This window comes from Flavobacterium sp. ZE23DGlu08 (genome assembly GCF_030505335.1).
Taxonomy (GTDB): domain Bacteria; phylum Bacteroidota; class Bacteroidia; order Flavobacteriales; family Flavobacteriaceae; genus Flavobacterium; species Flavobacterium algoritolerans.
Window position 1 is genome coordinate 212229 of sequence record NZ_CP130045.1, and the last position, 23140, is coordinate 235368.

Consider the following 23140-nt stretch of genomic DNA (forward strand, 5'->3'; position numbering starts at 1 on the left):
TTTTAAACAATAAAGATTGAAAAGGATAGCAGGAATTAGCTCCAAAAAAAATAAGATTATAAAATAGAGAATATGAGATTAGAAGATTTTGATAATGATGAGGATAAAGTAATCCAAGACCGGTTAAAAAGAAAGACTTGGAACGAGATTAGAACCAATGATAGTTGGGCGATTTTTAAAATTATGGCCGAGTTTGTAAACGGTTATGAAAGTATGGGACGCATTGGTCCGTGTGTGAGTATTTTTGGATCTGCCAGAACGAAACCCGAAGATCCTAATTATTTATTGGCAGAAAAAATTGCCTACAAAATAAGTAAAGCCGGCTACGGTGTGATTACCGGTGGTGGACCGGGAATTATGGAAGCGGGAAATAAAGGAGCGCATTTAGGTGGAGGAACATCGGTAGGGTTGAATATTGAATTGCCTTTTGAGCAACATTTCAACCCGTATATTGACAGCGATAAAAACTTGAATTTTGATTATTTCTTCGTTCGAAAAGTAATGTTTGTTAAATATTCCCAAGGATTTGTGGTGATGCCAGGAGGTTTTGGAACCATGGATGAGTTGTTTGAAGCGATTACTTTGATTCAAACAAAAAAAATTGCAAAATTCCCTATTATATTGGTTGGAACCAGCTTTTGGTCGGGATTAATTGAATGGATAAAAACAGTTTTAATAGAAAAAGAACATACCGTAAGTGCCGAAGATTTGAATTTATTCAAAATTGTGGATACTGAAGATGAAGTGGTTGATGTGCTGGATAAGTTCTATAAAAAATACGATTTAACCCCTAATTTTTAACAAAAAAGCTGTCTAATCAACAGCTTTTTTTATGTTAATTAGACTGTTTTTATAGTGTTTTATTCTAAAAAAAAGTATATTTATTTTTTTAATAAATTAATATCTGAATTTGAACTCATTCTTTAAAATTACGTTTTATGCTCTTGTTTTATTACTTTCTGTAAAGCAATATGCACAACATCATTCTGATATAACGGCTGAGTTAAATACGGAGAATAAAACGTTGAATATTCAACAACAAATTACTTTTTTTAATCAGTCAAACGATACGTTAACCTCGATTGTACTGAACGATTGGAATAATGCTTTTTCTACTAAAAATACTCCTTTAGCCAAACGTTTTTCTGATGAGTTTTATAGAGGTTTTCACTTAGCGAAAGAAGAAGAGCGCGGAAGCACGAAAAATGTAATCATTTTAGATGCAAATAAATTGGTTTTATCATGGGAAAGACCAGATAGAAATCCTGATTTGATTGAAATTAAATTAAGCCAAAATTTACTTCCGAATCAAAAAATTGTTTTGCAGCTGACTTATCTAACTAAAATTCCAAGCGATAAATTCACAAAATACGGATACAATAATAACGGAATTATACACCTTAAAAACTGGTTTCTTACGCCAGCCCGTTATGAAAATCATGATTTTATACGCTACAGTAATACCAATTTAGATGATATTGCCAATGCTTATTCAAGTTTTGAAATTGATTTAAAAACACCTAAAAATTTCGAAGCTATTTCTGATTTAAAAAGCAGTAAATCAAGTGTTAATGACCCTTTTATAAATTATAAATTATCGGGAAATAACAGGGCCGATTTCAATCTTATCATAGAGCCAAAAACCCATTTTGAAAGTTATACAAATAGTGCTATTGAAGTACTGACCGATTTAAGAAACAATAAATTAGATAATATTCAAAAAGCGATTGTAATCGATCGAATTGTGAATTTTGCAAACGATTTAATTGGAAAATATCCACATGAAAAGATTATTGTTTCTCAAACGGATTATGAGAGAAATCCTTTTTATGGCTTGAATCAGCTTCCTTCTTTTATAAGTCCCTTTTCAGATGAATTTCTTTTTGAAATTAAATTTCTGAAAACCTATCTGAATGAATATTTAAAAACAAGTTTACAATTAGATCCCAGAAAAGACAACTGGATATATGATGGTTTGCAGGTTTATGCCATGATGAAATATATGGATGAAAATCACCCAAATACTAAAATGATGGGAAGTGTATCTAACCTCCGACTATTGAAGAGTTATAATATTGCCAATATTGGTTTTAATGATCAGTATAGTTATTTCTATATGCTGATGGCTCGAAAAAATCTGGATCAAGCGCTTGGAGATCCAAAAAACACATTGATAAAATTCAATGAACAAATTGCCAGTAAATATCGTTCCGGATTAAGCATTCGATTTTTAGATGATTATTTACAAAATGATGCTGTACCTGCCAGTATCAAACAATTTTACAATCAAAATCAGATCAAACAAGTTTCCAGAACTGATTTTGAAACTATATTAAAATCAAATACTGAGAAAGACATTAATTGGTTTTTCAATACCATTATTAACTCCAGAGCTATTATTGACTATAAATTTTCCAGCGTTAAAAAAACCAAAGACAGCATCACTTTTTCAGTAATAAACAAGACAGAAACTCCTATTCCCATCCCTGTTTATGGTACAAAAAAAGGTGCAGTAGTTTTTAAACAATGGCTGGATATTGAAGAATGCGACAGCACTTTTACGTTTCCGAGAAATGGTGCAGATAAAATTATTTTAAATTTAAAGAATGAAGTCCCTGAATATAATTTAAGAAATAACTGGAAAAAACTAGATGGTTTTTTTCCGAATAACCGTCCGGTTAAGTTTGTATTTTTAAAAGATTTAGAAGATCCTTATTACAATCAAGTTTTATATGTTCCGTCTATATATTATAATTTATACGACGGAATAACTCCCGGAATACGATTGCATAATAAAACTATTTTGGACAAGCCATTCACATTTGACATCAATCCATCCTACTCTACTAAATCTAATAATTTATCTGGATTAGTTTCATTTGCAGTCAATCAGAATTATCGAAACAGCACGCTTTATAATGTAAAATATTCTGTTAGCGGTTCTTACTTTCATTATGCGCAAGATGCTTCTTACCTGAGAATAAATCCTATGGTTCAATTGCGAATTCGGGAGCCTAATTTCAGAGATAACAGAAAACAACTGATTCTTTTGCGACAAGTTATCGTAAACAAGGAAAAAAGTGCTTTTACAATGGACAATGCCCCATCTAATTATTCCATTTTTGATGCACGCTATGTCAATACAAAAACCGAAGTAACGAATCATTTCAATTTTAGTTCTGATATCCAGATTTCGGGGAAATTTGGAAAAGTAAACGGAGAAATAGAATATCGAAAGCTTTTTGAGAACAATCGTCAAATTAATTTGCGATTCTATGCGGGAAGTTTTTTATATAACAAAACCGAATCTGATTTTTTTAGTTTCGCATCAGACCGACCTACTGATTATTTGTTTGATTATAATTATTTTGGACGATCAGAAAGCACTGGTTTTTACAGTCAACAATTCATAATGGCAGAAGGCGGTTTTAAATCAAAAATGGATACTCCGTATGCTAATAGATGGATTACCAGCTTAAACGCAAGTGTGAGCATATGGAACTGGATAGAAATTTATGGAGATGTAGGTTTTATTAAAAATAAAAACCAAAATGCAAAGTTTTTATACGACAGCGGGATTCGCTTGAACCTTGTAACAGATTACTTTGAGCTGTATTTTCCTGTATATTCGAATAATGGATGGGAAATAGCGCAAAATAATTATAACGAAAAAGTACGATTTATAGTTACTTTTTCGCCTAAAACATTAATCAATCTTTTTAATCGAAAATGGTTCTAATCCAATATAATTTTCATTATTCATTAAACTATTCTCATTAAAACGAATTTAAAATTACATATAACAAAAAAATAAAGTTCTTTTTATTAGAATAAATTGCAATAATTAAATTATATTTTTTTTAATGAATTATGAAAATAGCTAGTTTTTAAGTAAATTTGCCCCACAAAGTTATACTTTTCAATTATGATAAAAGAAAAAACCAATACTACATTGACATTTGAAGATTTCAAAATCGAGGTACTGAATGACTATAAGTTAGCTATAATCAGTAGAGAATGCAGTCTTTTAGGACGTAAAGAAGTATTGACTGGAAAGGCTAAATTTGGCATTTTTGGTGATGGAAAAGAAGTACCACAATTAGCCATGGCAAAAGCCTTTAAAAATGGTGACTTCCGTTCCGGGTATTATCGTGATCAAACTTTTATGATGGCTATTGGAGAATTAACCGTGCAACAATTTTTTGCAGGTTTATATGGTCATACAGATGTTGAACAAGAGCCAATGTCAGCAGGAAGACAAATGGGCGGTCACTTTGCCACTCATAGTTTAAACGAAGACGGAACTTGGAAAAACTTAACAAAACAAAAAAACTCAAGTGCTGATATTTCTCCAACGGCTGGACAAATGCCAAGATTATTAGGACTTGCTCAAGCTTCAAAAATATACAGACAAGTTTCTGGAATACCAAATGCGGCTAATTTTTCTAATGAAGGAAATGAGATTGCATGGGGAACAATAGGAAATGCAAGTACCTCTGAAGGTTTATTTTTTGAAACCATAAATGCTGCAGGAGTATTACAAGTGCCTATGGTTATGAGCGTTTGGGACGATGAGTATGGAATTTCTGTACATGCAAAACACCAAACTACCAAAGAAAATATCTCAGAGATTTTAAAAGGATACCAAAGAGAAAATGGCAGTAATGGCTATGAAATACTGAAAGTAAAAGGTTGGGATTATGCTGACTTAATTGCTACTTACGAAAAAGCTGCTGATATTGCCCGTGAAAACCACATTCCTGTTTTAATTCACGTAAATGAATTGACACAACCACAAGGACATTCCAGTTCAGGTTCTCATGAAAGATATAAAGATGCAAATCGTTTGGCATGGGAAAGAGATTTTGATTGTATCCGCCAAATGAAATTATGGATGATTGCCATCAATATTGCCTCACCAGAAGAAATTGATGCTATTGATGCTCAAGCCAAAAAAGATGTTTTAGAAGGTAAAAAAGCAGCTTGGAATGCATTTATTGAACCTATTATTGAAGAGCAAAAACAACTGGTGGGATTATTAGAAAAAATAGCTGAAACCAGTAAAAATAAAGATAGAATTTTACAATTCACATCTGATTTAAATAGTATTAAATCACCGTTGAAAAAGGAAATTCTAGTTACAGCACGTAAAGTTTTACGCTTAATCCTAAATGAAAACGGTAAAGAAGAATTGTCACAATGGATCAGTTCTTATACTAAAACTACGCAGGAAAAATTTAGCAGTAACTTATTTTCAGAAACAGATTTAAATGTCTTTTCTGTAGAAAAAGTACTTCCGGTATATCCAGAAAATGCCAAAGAAGACACGGATGGTCGCATGATTTTACGTGATAACTTTGATGCTATTTTTACAAAATATCCTGAAACATTGATTTTTGGTGAAGATGCCGGAAATATTGGTGACGTAAATCAAGGTTTAGAAGGAATGCAGGAAAAATATGGAGAATTACGTGTTGCCGATGTGGGAATTCGTGAAGCTACCATATTAGGTCAAGGAATTGGAATGGCATTAAGAGGCTTACGCCCAATTGCTGAAATTCAATATTTAGATTATTTATTGTACGCAATACAAATCATGAGTGATGATTTAGCAACACTAAGATACCGTACTGTTGGAAAACAAAAAGCGCCATTAATCATTCGTACCCGTGGTCATCGTTTAGAAGGAATCTGGCATTCCGGTTCTCCTATGGGAATGATCATTAATGCCATACGAGGAATTCATGTATTAGTTCCAAGAAACATGACTCAAGCAGCAGGATTTTATAACAGTTTGTTAGAATGTGATGAACCCGCTTTAGTAATCGAATGCCTAAATGGCTACCGATTGAAAGAAAAAATGCCGTTAAACTATGGCGAATTCAAAACTCCAATAGGTGTTGTGGAAACGTTGAAAGAAGGTGCTGATATTACATTAGTTTCATACGGTTCAACATTGCGTTTAGTGCAACAAGCAGCAAATGAGCTTCTTGAAGTAGGCATTGATTGTGAGATTATCGATTTACAGTCTTTACTACCATTTGACATCAACCAAGATGTGGTAAAAAGTATTGCTAAAACAAATCGCTTACTAGTTATTGACGAAGATGTTCCAGGCGGAGCTTCAGCTTATATTTTACAACAAATAATTGAGCAACAAGACGCCTATAACTATTTAGACAGTAAACCGCAAACCTTAACTGCAAAAGCACACAGACCTGCTTATGGAACAGACGGAGACTATTTCTCAAAACCTTCTGCAGAGGATATTTTTGAAAAAGTCTATGCAATGATGAATGAAGTTAATCCTTCTAAATATCCAAATTTGTATTAAGAACTAATATTATAAATTAAAATCCCAATCTTTACGATTGGGATTTTTTTTAAAAAATAATAAACCAATTTTCTCTTTTAAAGATTTAAAACAGTAAATTGTAAATCAATTAATTGGCTAATAACCATAAAACATAAAATATGAAAAAAGCATCATTGTTTTTAGGAATCCTATCACTACTTGCGATTGTTTCCTGCAAGAAAAAAGAAGAAACTCCAGTTCCAGCAACACAAACAGAAACTTCAAGTGAGTCAACTACAACTGTCACTACCGAAGCGAAAGATAGCACATCTATAAAAGTAGCTACCGATGGTGTAAGTGTGACTACAAAAGATGGAAAAACTAAAACCAGCGTAGAACTTTCCGGTGGTGAAGCAAAAGTGGAGATCAAAAAGTAATATCCCATTATTATGTCGACAAAGTATTAGAATGCCAATATGAAATTTCATATTGGCATTTTTTTTAGAAACATTTTTCACAATTAAAAGTTATAATACTACCTAAATTTTTATGTTGCCATTTTTTATTTTAAATTTAAGAATTATAAAAAATTAATATAAATTATGACCGCACTGGAAACTATCTTAAAAGACATCCAAAATGTAAAAGTGATAGACAAATCAATAGATTACGACCAATACATCCCACTGGATTTATCGATACAAAATGAAAACTTTACAAAACAGACTATTGAAACTGCAAATGATTTTGAAAAATATATCGAAAACTATTTAGACGAAAACAATGCAAAAGTTGCTTTTGGTGGTTATAATGAAATTAGAAATCTGTACAAGCGCAGTGATATTTTCAACGATTCTAAAACTGAAGAACGAAATATTCATATCGGTTTAGATTTATGGATTAAAGCTGGAACTCCAGTATTAGCGGCACTTGATGGATTTATTCATAGTTTTAATTACAATACTGGTGTAGGAGATTATGGTCCAACGATTATCTTAGAGCATAAAATAGAAAATCAGCGTTTTTATACTTTATACGGCCATCTTTCGTTAGAAAGTATCAGCGATATTGAAATTGGTGATATTTTCGAAAAAGGACAACAAATAGCGACTTTAGGAGATGCTTCCGTGAATGGAGATTATGCACCCCATTTACATTTTCAGATTATAGAAGAAATTTCACAAACATTTGGTGATTATCCTGGAGTTTGTAGTGAAAATGACTTGAAGCATTATTTAAAGAACTGTCCAGATCCGAATATCTTATTAAAAATTATATAAATATGAAAAAAATAATTATTGTATTCAGTATTCTTCTGCTCATTGGATGTAAATCAAAAAAAGTGGTTACAACTGCTGAACCGGAGAAAGCTAAAATTGAAAAACTTGGTTTATCCGAAGTTAATGAAAGCCAAAAAAACAAAGCCTATGAATTAGGAAAGAGAGTTTTAATGACTTGTAACACCTCTAAATTCAAGCCTTTCAACCAAAGTGAAGCAACAGAATCTGTCATCAAGAATACAACAGAGGAAAGATTGACAAAAACCTGTACCAGATTCCGTCAGTATTATGGAACTTTTATTGATCTTCAATTAGTTGAGATTTACAAAAACAATTTTGACGGAACAACAATTTTTCGCTACAAAGCATTGTATTCAAAGAAAGTAGCCAATAAAGAACTTCGTGTTTCAATGAATCAAGAAAATAAAGTTTCCTCAATTAAATCATTGGATTGGGTCACTCCTTTTTCGATGAATTAATTTTTTGATAAAAACAAATCCCGAGTATAAACCCTTTTATGCCCCAGAAAGCCTCTTTAATCTAAGTTTAGATTAAAGAGGCTTTACTAATTTGTCCCACACTGATTTATTATAAAAAAGATTCTGTTTATCATCATCTTTGATAATGTAAACAAACTAGCTATCTCATTATTGACTCTTTTCGACCAAAATCAACTCTTTTATACGATTATATAGCGTAATTGGGTTTAAAGCGACTACCTTCACAAAATCTCAACTTATCGAAGAGCAATTAAATAGTCAATATGCAATATAAAAATAAACCTATAGATAACCGTGAGTTAACAAAATCCCAATCACACATCATAGTTGAAATTATACAGTATATACCAAATGCTGTTTTAAGCAGAACCATAATTAAAAAAACTACCGGAAACATAACTGCTTTATCATTTGATGCTGGCGAAGAATTATCGGAAAGAACATCACCTTTTGATAATTATGTGCAAATAATTGACGGAACAGCCGAGATTTTTATCAATGAAATAAAACACCTACTTAAATTAGGAGAAGGAATAATAATTCCGGCTCACTCCACACATTCGTTTAATGCAAATGTGCAATTCAAAATGATTTCAACAACTATAAAAAGTGGGTACGAAAATTAATTATGCTTTATGAAAGCACAGCTTATTTATGTCATCCAAAAAAAATAATACGCTATTTTTCACTGTTTTAATATTTAAAACTACGATTTAAGAGAATAATAGATGGATATCCTTCTAATAAATTATTCATTAGAATATATAATGTAACTTTAACCTGAAAAAAAAATAATTTTTCTAAACTGTAAACGAAATATCTTTGAAACTATACATAAAATACATGGTAAGTAATCGCTGTAAGATGGCGGTAAAAGAAGAGTTAAAAAAACTTGGACTACACTTCATGGTTGTAGATTTAGGTGAAGTTGAAATCATGGAAAATATCTCTATGGACCAGAGGCAACTTTTAAAAAGAGCACTTTTGGACTCCGGACTCGAATTAATGGATGATAAAAAATCCATGCTAATCGAAAAGATAAAAAATGTAATTATCCAGATGGTTCACCATTCAACAGAGAATATAAAAATTAATTTTTCTGATTATCTGAGTCAACAATTAAATCACGACTATACCTACCTCTCCAACTTATTTTCGGAAGTGCAAGGAACTACAATCGAGCAATTTATAATTTCACACAAAACTGAACGTATAAAAGAACTGATTATTTATGGTGAATTAAACATCACTGAAATAGCCTGGAAAATGAACTACAGCAGTGTGGCACATTTATCCAGTCAATTTAAAAAAGTTACCGGCCTCTCACCTTCCCATTTTAAACAATTGAAAGATAAAAGACGCAACCCAATTGAAGAAATTGGTAATTTAAAATAGAAAAAATCAAGTCAATTTTATAAATAAATATAGAAACTATAAAAACTCAAGAATCACAATACGCCAGAAGTCTTATTGAAGCTAGTTTGGACCCGTTAATTACAATAAATCCTGAAGGAAAAATTACGGATGTAAATGAAGCTACAGTAAATATTACGGGGCTGAATCGCGATCATTTAATTAATTCTGATTTTTTCAATTATTTCACCGAAAAGCAAAAAGCACGTGAAGTGTATCAGGAAGTGTATGAAAAAGGTTCTGTTTCAGATTCCCCGCTTACACTGAAGCATAAAGACGGAAAATTGACAGATGTATTATTCAATGGTTCTGTTTATAAAGATGATCTGGGAAGTGTATTAGGAGTCGTAATTGTTGCCCGCGATATAGCTGAGCAAAAATGGGCTTTAGATTTACGGGTTGCCAATAAAGAGCTTGCTTTTCAAAACGATGAAAAAGAAAAAAGGGCAGCTGAACTGGTAATTGCCAATAAAGAGCTCGCTTTTCAAAATGATGAGAAAGAAAAAAGAGCTAATGAATTAATCATTGCTAATAAAGAGCTTCTATTTCAAAATGATGAGAAAGAGAAACGAGCGGCTGAACTTGCAATTGCCAATAAAGAGCTTGCTTTCCAAAATGATGAGAAAGAAAAAAGAGCTAATGAATTAATCATTGCTAATAAAGAGCTTCTATTTCAAAATGATGAAAAAGACAACCGTGAAGCTGAATTAGTTGTAGCCAATAAAGAGCTTGCTTTTCAAAATGATGAAAAAGAAAAACGAGCGGCTGAATTAGTGATTGCCAATAAAGAACTTCTATTTCAAAACCAAGAAAAGGAAAAACAACAAATTGCCAATAAAAAACTGGAAGAACTTAGTTACGCAGCAAAATTAGCTTCGCAATATTCTCTCAGTTTGATTGAAGCTAGTCGGGATCCATTGGTCACTATAAATACCAAAGGTAAAATTACGGATATGAATGAGGCATTGGTAAACATTACGGGTATGACGCGTAATGAACTTACAGATTCTGATTTTTTCGATTATTTTACGGAGCAACAAAAAGCCCGTGAAGTATATCAAGAAGTATTCGAGAAAGGTTCCGTAGCTGATTCTCCGCTTACACTTCGCCACAAAGATGGCAAGCTGACGGATGTATTATTCAATGGTTCCGTTTATAAAGATGATAAAGGAGATGTACTTGGAGTTGTCATTGTTGCCAGAGATGTAACAGAACAAAAAAGAATTGCTACAGAGCTGGTAGAAGCACGGGTTTTTGCTGAATTAGCCACCGAAATTGCACAAGAAGCCAAAATAAATGCCGAAAGTGCTACCATTATAGCGGAAAATGCAGTAAAAGCAAAGCAGCAATTTTTGTCTAATATGAGCCATGAAATTCGTACACCAATGAATGCAATCATCGGATTTACTAAAGTGGTTTTAAAAACAGAATTGACGCCTAAACAAAAAGAATATTTAAACGCAATTAAAATGAGTGGCGATGCCTTAATCGTACTTATTAATGATATCCTTGATTTAGCAAAAGTTGATGCCGGTAAGATGACATTTGAGAAAACACCATTCAAAATGAAATCTTCCATATTAGCGATGCTTCATTTGTTTGAAACAAAAATTCAAGAAAAAAATTTAAAATTAATTACAGAATATGACAGTAAAATTCCTGATGTTCTTGTAGGTGACCCCGTTCGTTTACACCAAATTATTTTAAACTTGGTGAGTAATGCCGTGAAATTTACCTCTAAAGGAAAGATTACGGTAAGTGTTCATTTATTGCATGAGGATGATGATAAAGTAATTATTGAATTTGCGGTAATTGACACAGGAATAGGCATTCCGGAAGAAAAAATTGGAAAAATATTTGAAAATTTTCAACAAGCGTCCAGTGGTACTTCAAGATTATATGGCGGAACAGGATTAGGACTTGCTATAGTGAAACAATTAGTGGAACCACAAGGAGGAAGTATTCGTGTAAGAAGTACTGTTAATGAAGGATCTACGTTTAGTTTTACATTGAGTTTTCAAAAAACAAATGCTGACGCTGAATTAGAGAATGAACTGCTAGAATTAGATACTGAAATAAAAAACATAAAAGTATTAGTTGTTGAGGATATTCCTCTTAATCAACTATTAATGAAAACATTATTGGATGATTTTGGATTTTCCAGAGACATTGCTGAAAATGGTAAAATAGCCATCGAGAAATTAAAAGAAAACGAATACGATATCATTCTAATGGACTTACAAATGCCAGAAATGAATGGATTTGAAGCTACAGAATACATTCGTAAAACAATGAATTCTAAAATTCCTATAATCGCTTTAACTGCTGACGTTACAACCGTAGATTTGGCTAAATGCAAAGCAGTAGGAATGAATGATTATCTGGCAAAACCCGTTAATGAAAGGCTGTTGTACAGTAAGATTGTTGGAATATTAAAAAAACCAAAACTTGAAAAACTTAGTGCTAAGCTTAATGAGAATATAGAAGAGAATAGCGTGAAGGAGGAAAAAATTAAATGTATTGATTTGATTTATTTAAATCAACGAACAAAATCAAATCCAGCATTAATGATGGAAATGATTTCATTGTATTTAACACAAACTCCACCGTTAATTAATACCATTAAACAAAGTTTAGAAGATAAAAACTGGCAATTATTGGGTGCTGCAGCGCATAAAATGATTCCGTCTTTTGCCATAATGGGCATGAATCCAAACTTTGAAAATATGGCAAAAAAAATTCAGGAATTTGCAATTGCGCACGAAAAAATGGAAGGAATAGATGACTTAGTCCTGCAACTTGAAGAAATTTGTTTACAAGCATGCCAAGAATTACAAGAAGAACTTAATATAATCAAAAATACCATATAATGAAAAATGATACTAAAATAAAGATATTCCTAGTAGATGATGATGCCTTGTTTTTAAAATCTTTAGAAATTGAATTTTTAGAAAATGCTGATTTTACAGTGGAAACTTATTCTACTGGAGAGCTGTGCATCGCTAATATAAATAACAATCCAGATGTAGTAATTTTAGATTATCAACTTGATGGTATAGTTGCAAATGCAATGAACGGAATTGAAACATTAGATAAAATAAAAGCTTTCAATCCAGAAATTCCAGTAATAATGTTGTCCTCCCAAGATAAAATTGAAGTTGCCATAAACTGTATGCATCATAAAGCTGTGGACTATGTGGTGAAAAGCGAAACTGCTTTTGTTCGCTTACAAAAAATAATCACTTCTGTTTTTAAATATCAAAAAATGGAAAAGCAATTAAATTGGTATATGGATAGAATGTAGTATTTTTTAAAGTGTGAATGATATAACTTTTATTGACAATTATGTAACACTTTTAGAGTCAAACAGAAATACATTTGCTTTGTAATTAATTCAAGTACAAATACTTGAATTAATAAAACCTCAAAGTATTTCTATTTTTATCAAGTAGACTTTGAAAGTTAAACATAAAAATAAATTACAATATCAATCTTTAAAAAATAAAATTATGAATCTTAAAAGAATCTTTGGAGCATTACTTACCGCACTTGGAATAGGTGGTCTTATTTATACTGCAATAGTATTTGCTGGAACATCTGGCGATATGACAGATGTTAAATCATTAATTATTTACGGCGTACTGGGTATTATTTTCTTCGTTTCTGGAATCAGTTTGGTTCGTACAACAAAAGACGAATCATAAAAATATACTAGTACTTAGTTCATTTTAATTGAAATCCAATTTTAGCGGATCTCTATTAAATTATTGGTTACACTAAAATACCTGTATCTTTATACAATGTGAAGCTATTTTATAGCCAAACAAAACAGTCAAATTTGTTTTAAAGGTCCAATACACTATATAACTTTCCTTGTTTTTTCGGATTCAAAGAAAGTTATTTTTCGTTTTACTTGGTCACAAATAAGTAATTTTCAAATTCTTTGACCTTTTTTAAACGTTATTTTTTCCTTGTTAGAAACATTAATTCATCCATTTTAAAACTCACAAACACTTCATTTCATAGCCATTAATTTAATTTTTAATCATTTACAAGATTTAAATTATTAAATATAACTATCTTTATATCAGTATTTTAAAATGGAACAACTGTTGTAAATCTAGACTGTTTCAAGATGAAAAATATAGCGCAATTACTAGCTTTATTAGGCAGTGAAAAAGACTTTTTACTGAATCATATCTGTAAAACAATTTCGAAAGATCAAATTCATTTACCCAATCCTTCGCATATAGATACCGTTTTTTTACCAAGCAATCGAAACGCACAAACGATTAGAAGTTTGACACAATTGTACCATCATGGCCGACTTTCGGATACTGGTTATATTTCGATTTTACCCGTAGACCAAGGAATTGAACATACTGCGGGAAGTTCTTTTTCTCCAAATCCTATTTATTTTGACCCCGAAAACATCGTGAAACTTGCCATTGAAGCGGGCTGTAATGCGGTGGCTTCCACAATGGGAGGACTGGCAATGTTATCCAGAAAATATGCGCATAAAATTCCGTTTGTTGTAAAAATCAATCACAATGAACTCCTAACCTATCCCAATAAATACGATCAAATCATGTTTGGGAGTGTTCGAGATGCCTGGAATATGGGAGCTGTAGCTGTGGGCGCAACTGTTTACTTTGGCTCAGCCGAATCAGACAGGCAAATTATAGAAGTGGCAAAAGCTTTTGAAGAAGCGCATAATTTAGGTATGGCAACTATTCTTTGGTGTTACGCAAGAAATGATGTATTTATTAAAAACGGTGTCGATTATAATACCGCTGCTGATATTACCGGTCAAGCCAATTACTTGGGGGTTTCTATCCAGGCAGATATTATTAAACAAAAGCTACCTACTAATAACGGTGGTTTAACGACAATACAATTTGCCAAAACAAATCCAGATATGTATACAAAATTAGCCTCAGATCATCCTATAGATTTATGCCGCTATCAGGTAATGAACTGTTTCTCCGGTCGAATCAGCATGATTAATTCCGGAGGAGAATCTAAAGGTGAAACTGATTTAGCCGAAGCCATAAAAACTGCCGTCATAAACAAACGAGCTGGTGGTAGCGGAATGATTATGGGTCGAAAAGCTTTCCAACGCCCCTTTGGTGAAGGTGTAAAACTGATACAAGCTGTTCAGGAAATTTATCTGGCTAAAGAAGTTTCTATTGCTTAAACATAGATTAATCAATTGATTAAAACTTCAATACTAAATCAAAAAACACTGATTACATAGCTTTTATACTCCCATAAGGTGTGAATCATGTAACTTATTTTTACAATCTTATAATACTTTTAGAGCGAAATCAAATGACCTTTGTACTATAATGATACTTTATTAATTGTTGCACACCGTTTGAATGATTTAAAAAAAACGTGTACAAAGTCTTAAAAAAAGTAGCGGCAATTAAATATTAAATATAGAAAATATGAAACCACAAATTGGAATTACACAAGAACATTTAAAAAATAGCATTTCTATCCTATCGTCAATTTTAGCGAATGAAATGACACTGTATATTAAATTAAGAAAATTTCATTGGAATGTTTCTGGCGAAAGTTTTATGGAATTTCACAAATTATTTGAAGGTCAATATACACAACTGGAAGCTTCAATAGATGAAATTGCTGAACGCATCAGCAAATTAGGAGGAAAAACTATTGGAACAATGAAAGAGTTTTCAGATTTAAGCATCATCAAAGAATCGCCTAATCATTATCCATCTCAAAAAGAAATGGTTAAAGAATTACTGGAAGATCATGAAACAGTTATTGTTCATCTTCGAAAAGATGTTGATACAAGTGCTGAAGAAAATAAAGATGCCGGAACTGGTGATTTCCTTACAGGTTTGATGGAAGCACACGAAACAATGGCTTGGACACTAAGAAGATATTTAGAATAATAAAAATATAAAAAACATGGAAAATTCAGAAAATGAAGTTTATTCAGCTTCAAAAAGTCATTGCAGAGTTGGTAAAATAACTCCTAAAAAAATAGAAGAAGATAAATCTACCACAACAGTAGATTCATAAAAATAGTAAGGTTAGGTTGGTTTTTTTTAGGTTTGGTTAAGGGCTATTGTTTTTACAATAGCCCTTTTTGGTATTATAATTATTGCTTTTCTAAGCAGGAATTATTTCAATTTTCATTCAAATTGTTAGGATTAAAAACCCTACTTAAAACATGTAAATTATATAATCTTTACCTAAAGTAATGTAATATTTTTTTAGATTAAATAACTGAACTTTAAATAATTGTAATTCATTAATTATAATAACAGTTACATCCCATAACGCTAAAAAAACAATTATGAAAACAACAAAGAAATTAGGCATTTGGATGGATCATTCCATGGCCCATTTAATGGAATTTACTTCCAAGCATTTTGAAATTGAAACTATTGAATCAGAACTTAGCAATCAGGAAAAAATTGCAAGTTTAGCAAAATCCGAAAACTCAAATTTTAGTAAAGAGAGAAAACAACTTTTTGAGTACTATAAAAAAATTGGCGAAGCCATAAAAAATTATAAACGCGTAATTCTCTTTGGACCTACTGATGCAAAAATAGAACTCTTTGATCTTTTGAGTGAAGACACCCGTTTTATAAAAATTAAATTCGAGATTAAAGACACTGATAAAATGGACGTAAATCAGCAACATAATTTTGTTAAAGAATACTTTTCAAGAGCATAATTCAACCTTTATACCATTATATATCAACTTAAAAACTTTTAAAAATGAAAACAAGAACTATAGGAATCGTTATGATTATTTTAGGAATAATTATGTTGTTGTATACTAGTTTTAATTATGTAACAACTGAAAAAGTAGTTGACATAGGTCCAATTCAAATTAACAAAGAAGTTAATCATCCCATAAAATGGTCTCCAATTATAGGAATTATACTTGCTGTAGGCGGTGTTGTCTTGATAGTTGCAGGTACTAAAAAAGAAGCTTAATTCTGATGCTAAAATTTCAATTTATTGAATGTGTGAATAATGCAACTTTAAATAATAGTTATATAACACATTTTTTGGCATTGATAATGACCTTTGCAAAGCAGACAATCTTAAATAAATGTAGTACAGTATAATCTAGTTTAATCACTGTTAAAATAGAATAAGATGAATAAAGAGAAATCAATTGTGGTATTAAATAATCTTATTGAAATCAATAATGATAGAATTCAGGTTTATGAAACTGCAACAATAGTAACAGAAGAAAGTGATTTGAAAAATTTGTTTTCTGAATTCCAAAAAACAAGTGAAATTTTTAAATCAGAACTGGTAGAAGAAGTTCAAAAAATGGGCGGAATTCCTGTGGATGTGATTAAAAAAAACAACTTTTTTGTGAAGCTTTGGATGAATTTCAAGGCAAAACTTGTCGATAAAGACAGAGAAGATATTTTAAACACTCTTGAATATAAAGAATTTGTAGCTATAAAAAGTTATAAAGAAACCTTGACCGATAATATTGATCATCTTACCGTTGAGCTTCTTATTATCCTTAAATCACAACAACTTTTATTAACTGCACATCATGATAAGGTGAAAAAGTTAGGAGATTTAATGTTGTCTTAAAGCAAACCATTTTTTCTGATTCACTTTAAGTCAATACTTAATTCGCATTTATAAAAAACACAATGACCAATGAATAGTATAATAACAGCCAGAAAAGAAAGCATAATAACGTACTTGAAAGAAACTTTCAATGATGTGGGCAACATTACATTATTTGCAGCGCGTTTTTTCAAAGAAGTGATTAAACCTCCTTATGAAATCAAGGAGTTCATGAAACAATGTTACGTTATTGGGTATAAATCTTTGCCATTAGTAACCATCACAGGATTTATAATGGGCTTAGTGCTTACACTGCAATCGAGACCTACATTGGCTAAATTTGGCGCAGAATCCTGGTTGCCAAGTATGGTTGCTCTTTCTTTAATACGGGAAATAGCGCCCGTAATTACCGCTTTGATTTGTGCCGGTAAAGTTTCATCTGGTATTGGTGCTGAATTAGGCTCTATGAAAGTGACGGAACAAATAGATGCGATGGAAGTTTCAGCAATAAATCCGTATAAATATTTAGTCGTTACAAGGATTTTAGCCACTACACTTATGATTCCGCTTTTAGTGATTTATGCAGATGGTATTGGGATTATTGGAGGATATGTGGGAATAAATATTCATAGTGATGTTAATTTATACCGTTACATCTCACAAGTTTTAGAATCCATTACATTTTTAGATATTTTTCCGGCGACTATGAAAACTTTTTTCTTTGGTTTCTTTATTGGAATGATTGGCTGTTATAAAGGATTTAATGCGGCTAATGGAACTGAAAGTGTTGGGAAAGCGGCTAATTCTGCCGTAGTGACTGCTTCGCTAACAATATTTATTATTGATATGCTTGCCGTACAATTAACCGATTTATTTTTCTAAAATGATACAAGAAACAACAACAATAGCTCCTGCTCCTATTTCTAAAACGAATAGTCCAGTTATAGAAATAAAAGAACTTTATAAATCCTTCGGCAAAAACGAGGTTTTAAAAGGAGTTACTTTCTCTGTAAATAAAGGTGAAAATTTAGTAGTCTTAGGAAAATCAGGTTCCGGGAAATCAATAACCATAAAATGTTTAGTTGGTTTAGTGGTTGCTGATGAAGGCGAAATAAATGTATTTGGTACCGATATCACAAAAATAGATATCGCTGAACTAAATGAAATCAGAGTTCGCATCGGTTTTCTTTTTCAAAATGCAGCGCTGTATGATTCCATGAGTGTTCGAGAAAATCTAGGATTTACATTGAAACGACACGCCAAAGATTTATCTGCAGAAGAATTAGAAAATCAAATAAAAGACGTTTTAGAAAGCGTAGGCTTGGCTGAGGCAATTGATAAAATGCCTTCGGAATTATCAGGAGGAATGCGAAAAAGAATTGGTCTTGCAAGAACCCTTATTCTAAAACCCGAAATCATATTATATGATGAACCTACCACTGGATTAGACACAATAACATCAAGAGAAATCAGCGAATTATTATTAGAAATTCAAAAAAAGCATAAAACATCTTCGATTATTATTACTCATGATATGGCTTGTGCAAAACACACTGCTGATCGGCTTGTGATTCTAAAAGATGGTGTAATACATACCGAAGGAACATACGAAGAATTAGAAAAAAGTGATGACGAATGGGTTCGTTCTTTTTTCATATAACCAATAAAAAAATATAAAATGAATAAAGAATCTGGATACCAATGGAAATTAGGAATGTTTGTAATTATAGGGTTAGTACTTTTTGTTACAACAATATATTTTGTTGGAAAACAGAAAAATTTATTTGGCTCTACATTTGAATTGAATTCGAAATTTAATTCGGTGAACGGACTTGAAGTAGGCAATAATGTTCGTTTTTCCGGTATCAATATCGGTACAGTGGAAGAAATTGAATTTCTTACGGATACATCTGTAGTAATTAAATTAATCATAAAAGAAGAAGTTCGTAAATACATAAAGAAAGATGCTATTGCGAGCATTAGTTCTGATGGTTTAATGGGCGATAAAGTGCTCACCATATCCTCTGGGAAAAACTCTAATGTAATTGTAGAAAACAACGATAATATAGCTTCAAAGCAAGCTATAGAAATGGATGATTTAATGGTCAGCGTAAAAAAGAGTGTTGATAATGCTGGCGTTATTACGGCTCAACTTGCCCAGTTCAGTTACAGCATGAATAACGGAAATGGCGCTTTATCTAAATTAGTATCCGATGAGGAATTTGGAAACAGTATAAAAAACATGGTTTCTAATCTTGAAAACAGTTCAAATGAATTTAAAAAATTCACTATAAAAATGAATGATGGAAAAGGAGCGCTTTCTAAATTAGTGAGTGATGAAAAAATGGGTCGAATGATTGATTCTACCCTAACAAATGTAAAAACAGGAACCGAAGGACTCAATGAAGTTATAGAAGCTGCAAAACATAATTTTCTGTTGAGAGGCTATTTCAATAAAAAGAAAAAAGCAGAAGATAAAAAGCTGGAAGAGCTTGAAGATCAGGAAGAAATAGAAATGAAAAAGGAATTAAATATTGGGGCAAAATTTGATACTATAAAATAGTCTTTAAATAGCAATAGCTTAAAATACTTCTCGAAAATACATCAAATTAAGAAAATACTTATTATTTTATCCTTATAAGTGAGAATTCTACAACTTTATAGTAAAGTTGTATAACATTTGATTTATAGGCGCAAAGTATCTTTACAATACTATAAATATTTTGAACCCCTAAATTAAATGAAAATGAAAAAAATGAAATTTATTCTGTCTTTCATCATGCTTGGATTACTAATCTATTCCTGTAACAATGATGATACCAATGCCAGTTATCCTTATGCCGTGAGACTGACTGACGCTCCTGGTCCTTATGAAGAAGTAAATGTAGACATACAAGGCGTGGAAGTTATAGGTGAAGATGGCAAAATTGTAGCACTAAATGTAGAAAAAGGTATTTATAACTTACTAGAATTTTCTAATGGTGTCGATACATTAATCGCAACAGATTCACTTGAAATTTCTTCAGTGAAACAAATAAGACTTATTCTGGGTGCTGCTAATACAGTAGTTCTTGATGGTGTAAGTTATCCTTTGAGTACTCCAAGTGCAGAACAAAGCGGATTGAAGCTTCAAGTTAACCAAACACTTCAAGAAGGAATATTGTACACTGTTCTTTTGGATTTTGATGCCAATAAATCGGTGGTTAAATTAGGAAATGGCGGATATCAATTGAAACCGGTTATTAGAACAATAGAAAAAGCAATTAGCGGTTCTATAAAAGGTAAAATTACTCCAATAGGAACAATGGCTGTAGTTGAAGCAACTTCATCAACAGCTGTAAGTTATACAAGCAATGTAAATGAAAACGGTGATTTCTTAGTGATGGGACTTCCTCCTGGAACGTATACCATTACTATCACTCCTGCTCTACCATTATTACCCGTAACAAAAACTGATGTAGTTGTTACAGCTGGTCTTACAACTGACATAGGATCTTTTATTATCTTATAAAAATAGTTATACAAAATGCCTTTTTTAATTAAAAATGGTATTTACAAACAACTTAATGCCTCTAAAATCATTAAAAACATCATACCAGTAAAGGATGTTTTTAATGATTTTTATTTTTTAAATTCAAATAAAAAGTGACTCTTAAAATAACCTTAAAATTGAAATCATTATGAAAACAGAAAAAGAACTTAATGACGCTATTCTTGAAATTACAATGAAAATACGGAATAACTATCCTGAATTATCTAAATATTTATCAGAGATGCCTGTAACTATTCCGGACATTACAAATCCTGAAATAAATATTAAAACACTAACGGATTATTACAAATCATTGGAAGACCTATTAAAAAAATACGTTCCAAATCATATTCACGATTCAAATTAACAAAATGGTTATTTGATATAAATACCAAAAAAAGCTATTTAATTATTCCATAAGAAATAATTTATTGATTCCTTTTTTTACAAAATCAGTGAATATAACAAACTATTCATAAAGTTATGTAACTGATTTAATCCATAAACGCGCCAACTTTGTAAAGTGAAAACTATTTCGCGTACAATACACACAAAAAAATGAATTCAATAGAACTTACAGGAAATTGGGAAGAGCAAAAAGGAAAATTAAAACAAAAATTTGCTGCTTTGACCGAGAATGATTTACTCTTTACAGAAGGTAAAAAAGAAGAAATGCTGAGAAAACTCCAAATTAAATTGGGGAAAACCAAAGAAGAAATTCTTAAAATTATACAGTCTATCTAATAACTTTTTTTCAAAAAAACCTTATTTACCCCTATTACTACATTGCCCACTTTTAAAACCGTTGCATAATTCAAACTAGCAACATTAAATGCTACTAGTTTGAATTATAAAATGGTTAAACGGAAGTTTTCTAATCCCATCAAAAAATTTAATAGTAAACTACATAAAATGAAAAAGACACTTTTTACCCTTGCAATAACAACTTTCATGGCTGGAACCTTTTTAACAGGTTGTCAAAATACTTCTAAAAAAGAAGAAGCTGCTCAAGATAATGTAGAAGACGCAAGAGAGAATCTTGAAGATGCAAAAGAAGAATTGTCAGATGCTAGAAAAGTAGCAACAGAAGATGAATGGAATGCATTCAAAGCAAGTACTAATGCTACAATTGCTGAAAATGAAATGAGAATAGCGGAGATGAAAGCCAGTATGAAAAAAACCGGAAAATCAATCGATGAGGAATATGCTGAAAAAATTGATATTTTAGAACAAAAAAATAATGATATAAAAGTTAAGATTGAAACCTATAAAAATGATACCAGCAGTGATTGGGAATCTTTTAAACAGGAATACAATCGCGATATGGATGAACTAGGTCAGGCATTGAAAAACCTCACAGTAGACAACAAATAGTAAATTAAAAAGACGAGTTATACAACTCGTCTTTTTTTTGTCTAATTATTTTTTGATTAAAAAAAAACAACCTGAAAATATTTGACAATAAATCGTTTAAGGTGTGAATAATGTAAACTTAACCAAAAGTATTGTAACAAAGTAAGAGCGTAAGATGCTGATATTTGTAGTATAATAATTCTATAACAAAAACAATTAAAATGAAAAATTCAAAAAAACTGATTTTTGCTTCATTAGTCATAACATTCATGACTTTAACTAATGCAAATGCACAAGACAGCGCTTCAAAATTTGGTGTAAAAGGAGGCGTAAATTTCTCTAATTTATATACTGAAGACGTTGATGACAACAATGTGTTAACAGGTTTTAATGTTGGTTTTTTTGCCAAATTGCCTATTTCGAATAATATCGCTTTGCAACCTGAAATCTCTTACACTGGAAAGGGAGCTGAACTAGTTTACAATAACTCTTTGGTGAGTGGAACTGCTCAATTTAAATTAGATTATATTGAAGTACCTCTTTTATTGGTAGTTAATGTGACCAAGAATTTTAATATTCATGCAGGTCCTTATGCAGCTTATATGGTGAGTGCTAAAACGACTAATAAATCAGATAGTGGTAGTTATAATTTTGAAGATAATATTGACACGGATGATTTCAACAAGTTTGATGCAGGTCTTGCCGGTGGTGTCGGGATTGATTTAGAACCAGTTAGTTTTGGAGTACGTTACAATTATGGATTGACTAAAATTGGAAAAGAAGACTCATCAACTAGCTTTAGCTCTCCAGATGCTAAAAATAGCGTCCTGAGTTTCTACGCTGCTTTTGCTTTTTAATTAGTTTTAAAAAAGCAAAACTAATTTTACCATAAAACACTGTAAAACAAAACAATACATATATTTTTTATATGTAACTTTACTAAATTTAATCAAAAAATAATCGTTAAAAATTAAAAATCATGAGCAATTTACTTTACACTATCGCAGTAATTTTAGTCCTTTTTTGGGCAATTGGTTTCTTTGCATACAGCGTAGGATCAATTATCCATATCCTTCTTGTTATCGCAGTTATTGCAGTTATATTGAGAATTATACAAGGCCGAAAAATCTAATACATCTACTTATTAATTGACCTACAAAAATAAATTGAATACAAATATAAATCA

25 protein-coding genes are annotated in these 23140 nt (G+C 31.3%); all 25 read left to right on the forward strand.

The features are described 5' to 3' along the window. Positions 1-72 precede the first annotated feature (72 nt). The 25 genes from Q1W72_RS00970 to Q1W72_RS01090 all read left to right on the forward strand — a co-directional run bounded on the left by Q1W72_RS00970 (position 73) and on the right by Q1W72_RS01090 (position 23086). Positions 73-801 (forward strand): TIGR00730 family Rossman fold protein, encoded by a 729-nt coding sequence (locus tag Q1W72_RS00970; RefSeq protein ID WP_099715326.1) that lies wholly within the window; start codon positions 73-75, stop codon positions 799-801. 190 nt (positions 802-991) lie between these two features. Beyond that, positions 992-3739, forward strand: coding sequence for an aminopeptidase (locus tag Q1W72_RS00975; protein WP_302137908.1), 2748 nt, complete (start codon positions 992-994; stop codon positions 3737-3739). A 186-nt stretch (positions 3740-3925) separates the two neighbouring features. Further along, positions 3926-6334, forward strand: a complete 2409-nt coding sequence (locus Q1W72_RS00980; protein WP_099715325.1) for a thiamine pyrophosphate-dependent enzyme — start codon at positions 3926-3928, stop codon at positions 6332-6334. Between the two features lie 140 nt (positions 6335-6474). Then, positions 6475-6732: a hypothetical protein gene (locus Q1W72_RS00985; protein ID WP_302136832.1), complete on the forward strand. Its 258-nt coding sequence runs from the start codon at positions 6475-6477 to the stop codon at positions 6730-6732. 165 nt (positions 6733-6897) lie between these two features. After that, a complete protein-coding gene (locus Q1W72_RS00990) occupies positions 6898-7575 on the forward strand; it encodes a peptidoglycan DD-metalloendopeptidase family protein (RefSeq protein WP_302136834.1) in 678 nt (225 codons plus the stop codon). 2 nt (positions 7576-7577) lie between these two features. Further along, positions 7578-8054, forward strand: coding sequence for a hypothetical protein (locus Q1W72_RS00995; RefSeq protein ID WP_099715322.1), 477 nt, complete (start codon positions 7578-7580; stop codon positions 8052-8054). Between the two features lie 284 nt (positions 8055-8338). Then, on the forward strand, positions 8339-8701 hold the full coding sequence (locus Q1W72_RS01000) for a cupin domain-containing protein (RefSeq protein ID WP_099715321.1): 363 nt from the start codon (positions 8339-8341) through the stop codon (positions 8699-8701). A 217-nt stretch (positions 8702-8918) separates the two neighbouring features. After that, on the forward strand, positions 8919-9470 hold the full coding sequence (locus Q1W72_RS01005) for an AraC family transcriptional regulator (protein ID WP_099715320.1): 552 nt from the start codon (positions 8919-8921) through the stop codon (positions 9468-9470). A gap of 86 nt (positions 9471-9556) precedes the next feature. Then, positions 9557-12358, forward strand: coding sequence for an ATP-binding protein (locus Q1W72_RS01010; protein WP_302136836.1), 2802 nt, complete (start codon positions 9557-9559; stop codon positions 12356-12358). Continuing rightward, complete coding sequence (locus Q1W72_RS01015; RefSeq protein ID WP_099715318.1) at positions 12358-12792, forward strand: response regulator; 435 nt, start codon at positions 12358-12360, stop codon at positions 12790-12792. The genes Q1W72_RS01010 and Q1W72_RS01015 overlap by 1 nt, the downstream gene beginning before the upstream one ends. 205 nt (positions 12793-12997) lie before the next feature. After that, positions 12998-13192: a hypothetical protein gene (locus Q1W72_RS01020; RefSeq protein WP_099716318.1), complete on the forward strand. Its 195-nt coding sequence runs from the start codon at positions 12998-13000 to the stop codon at positions 13190-13192. A gap of 431 nt (positions 13193-13623) precedes the next feature. Next, on the forward strand, positions 13624-14685 hold the full coding sequence (locus Q1W72_RS01025) for a class I fructose-bisphosphate aldolase (protein WP_302136837.1): 1062 nt from the start codon (positions 13624-13626) through the stop codon (positions 14683-14685). Between the two features lie 253 nt (positions 14686-14938). Further along, complete coding sequence (locus Q1W72_RS01030; protein WP_099715316.1) at positions 14939-15412, forward strand: Dps family protein; 474 nt, start codon at positions 14939-14941, stop codon at positions 15410-15412. A gap of 407 nt (positions 15413-15819) precedes the next feature. Continuing rightward, positions 15820-16203 carry a hypothetical protein gene (locus Q1W72_RS01035; RefSeq protein WP_099715315.1) on the forward strand — a complete coding sequence of 128 codons (384 nt, stop codon included), beginning with the start codon at positions 15820-15822 and terminating at the stop codon, positions 16201-16203. A gap of 44 nt (positions 16204-16247) precedes the next feature. Next, a complete protein-coding gene (locus Q1W72_RS01040; protein WP_099715314.1) occupies positions 16248-16469 on the forward strand; it encodes a hypothetical protein in 222 nt (73 codons plus the stop codon). Positions 16470-16634: 165 nt separating this feature from the next. After that, complete coding sequence (locus Q1W72_RS01045; RefSeq protein WP_302136839.1) at positions 16635-17090, forward strand: PA2169 family four-helix-bundle protein; 456 nt, start codon at positions 16635-16637, stop codon at positions 17088-17090. A 102-nt stretch (positions 17091-17192) separates the two neighbouring features. Further along, positions 17193-17951, forward strand: coding sequence for an ABC transporter permease (locus tag Q1W72_RS01050; protein WP_099716317.1), 759 nt, complete (start codon positions 17193-17195; stop codon positions 17949-17951). A 1-nt stretch (position 17952) separates the two neighbouring features. Continuing rightward, positions 17953-18729, forward strand: a complete 777-nt coding sequence (locus Q1W72_RS01055) for an ABC transporter ATP-binding protein (protein WP_099715312.1) — start codon at positions 17953-17955, stop codon at positions 18727-18729. Between the two features lie 18 nt (positions 18730-18747). After that, positions 18748-19632 (forward strand): MlaD family protein, encoded by an 885-nt coding sequence (locus Q1W72_RS01060; protein WP_099715311.1) that lies wholly within the window; start codon positions 18748-18750, stop codon positions 19630-19632. Positions 19633-19815: 183 nt separating this feature from the next. Continuing rightward, a complete protein-coding gene (locus Q1W72_RS01065; RefSeq protein WP_158234601.1) occupies positions 19816-20580 on the forward strand; it encodes a DUF4382 domain-containing protein in 765 nt (254 codons plus the stop codon). 169 nt (positions 20581-20749) lie between these two features. Next, positions 20750-20968, forward strand: coding sequence for a hypothetical protein (locus Q1W72_RS01070; RefSeq protein WP_099715309.1), 219 nt, complete (start codon positions 20750-20752; stop codon positions 20966-20968). A 191-nt stretch (positions 20969-21159) separates the two neighbouring features. Then, complete coding sequence (locus Q1W72_RS01075; protein WP_099715308.1) at positions 21160-21345, forward strand: CsbD family protein; 186 nt, start codon at positions 21160-21162, stop codon at positions 21343-21345. A gap of 168 nt (positions 21346-21513) precedes the next feature. After that, positions 21514-21975: a hypothetical protein gene (locus Q1W72_RS01080; RefSeq protein WP_143394892.1), complete on the forward strand. Its 462-nt coding sequence runs from the start codon at positions 21514-21516 to the stop codon at positions 21973-21975. Positions 21976-22175: 200 nt separating this feature from the next. Beyond that, complete coding sequence (locus Q1W72_RS01085; protein WP_099715306.1) at positions 22176-22811, forward strand: porin family protein; 636 nt, start codon at positions 22176-22178, stop codon at positions 22809-22811. A gap of 122 nt (positions 22812-22933) precedes the next feature. After that, on the forward strand, positions 22934-23086 hold the full coding sequence (locus Q1W72_RS01090) for a lmo0937 family membrane protein (protein ID WP_121342222.1): 153 nt from the start codon (positions 22934-22936) through the stop codon (positions 23084-23086). The last annotated feature ends 54 nt before the right edge of the window (positions 23087-23140 follow it).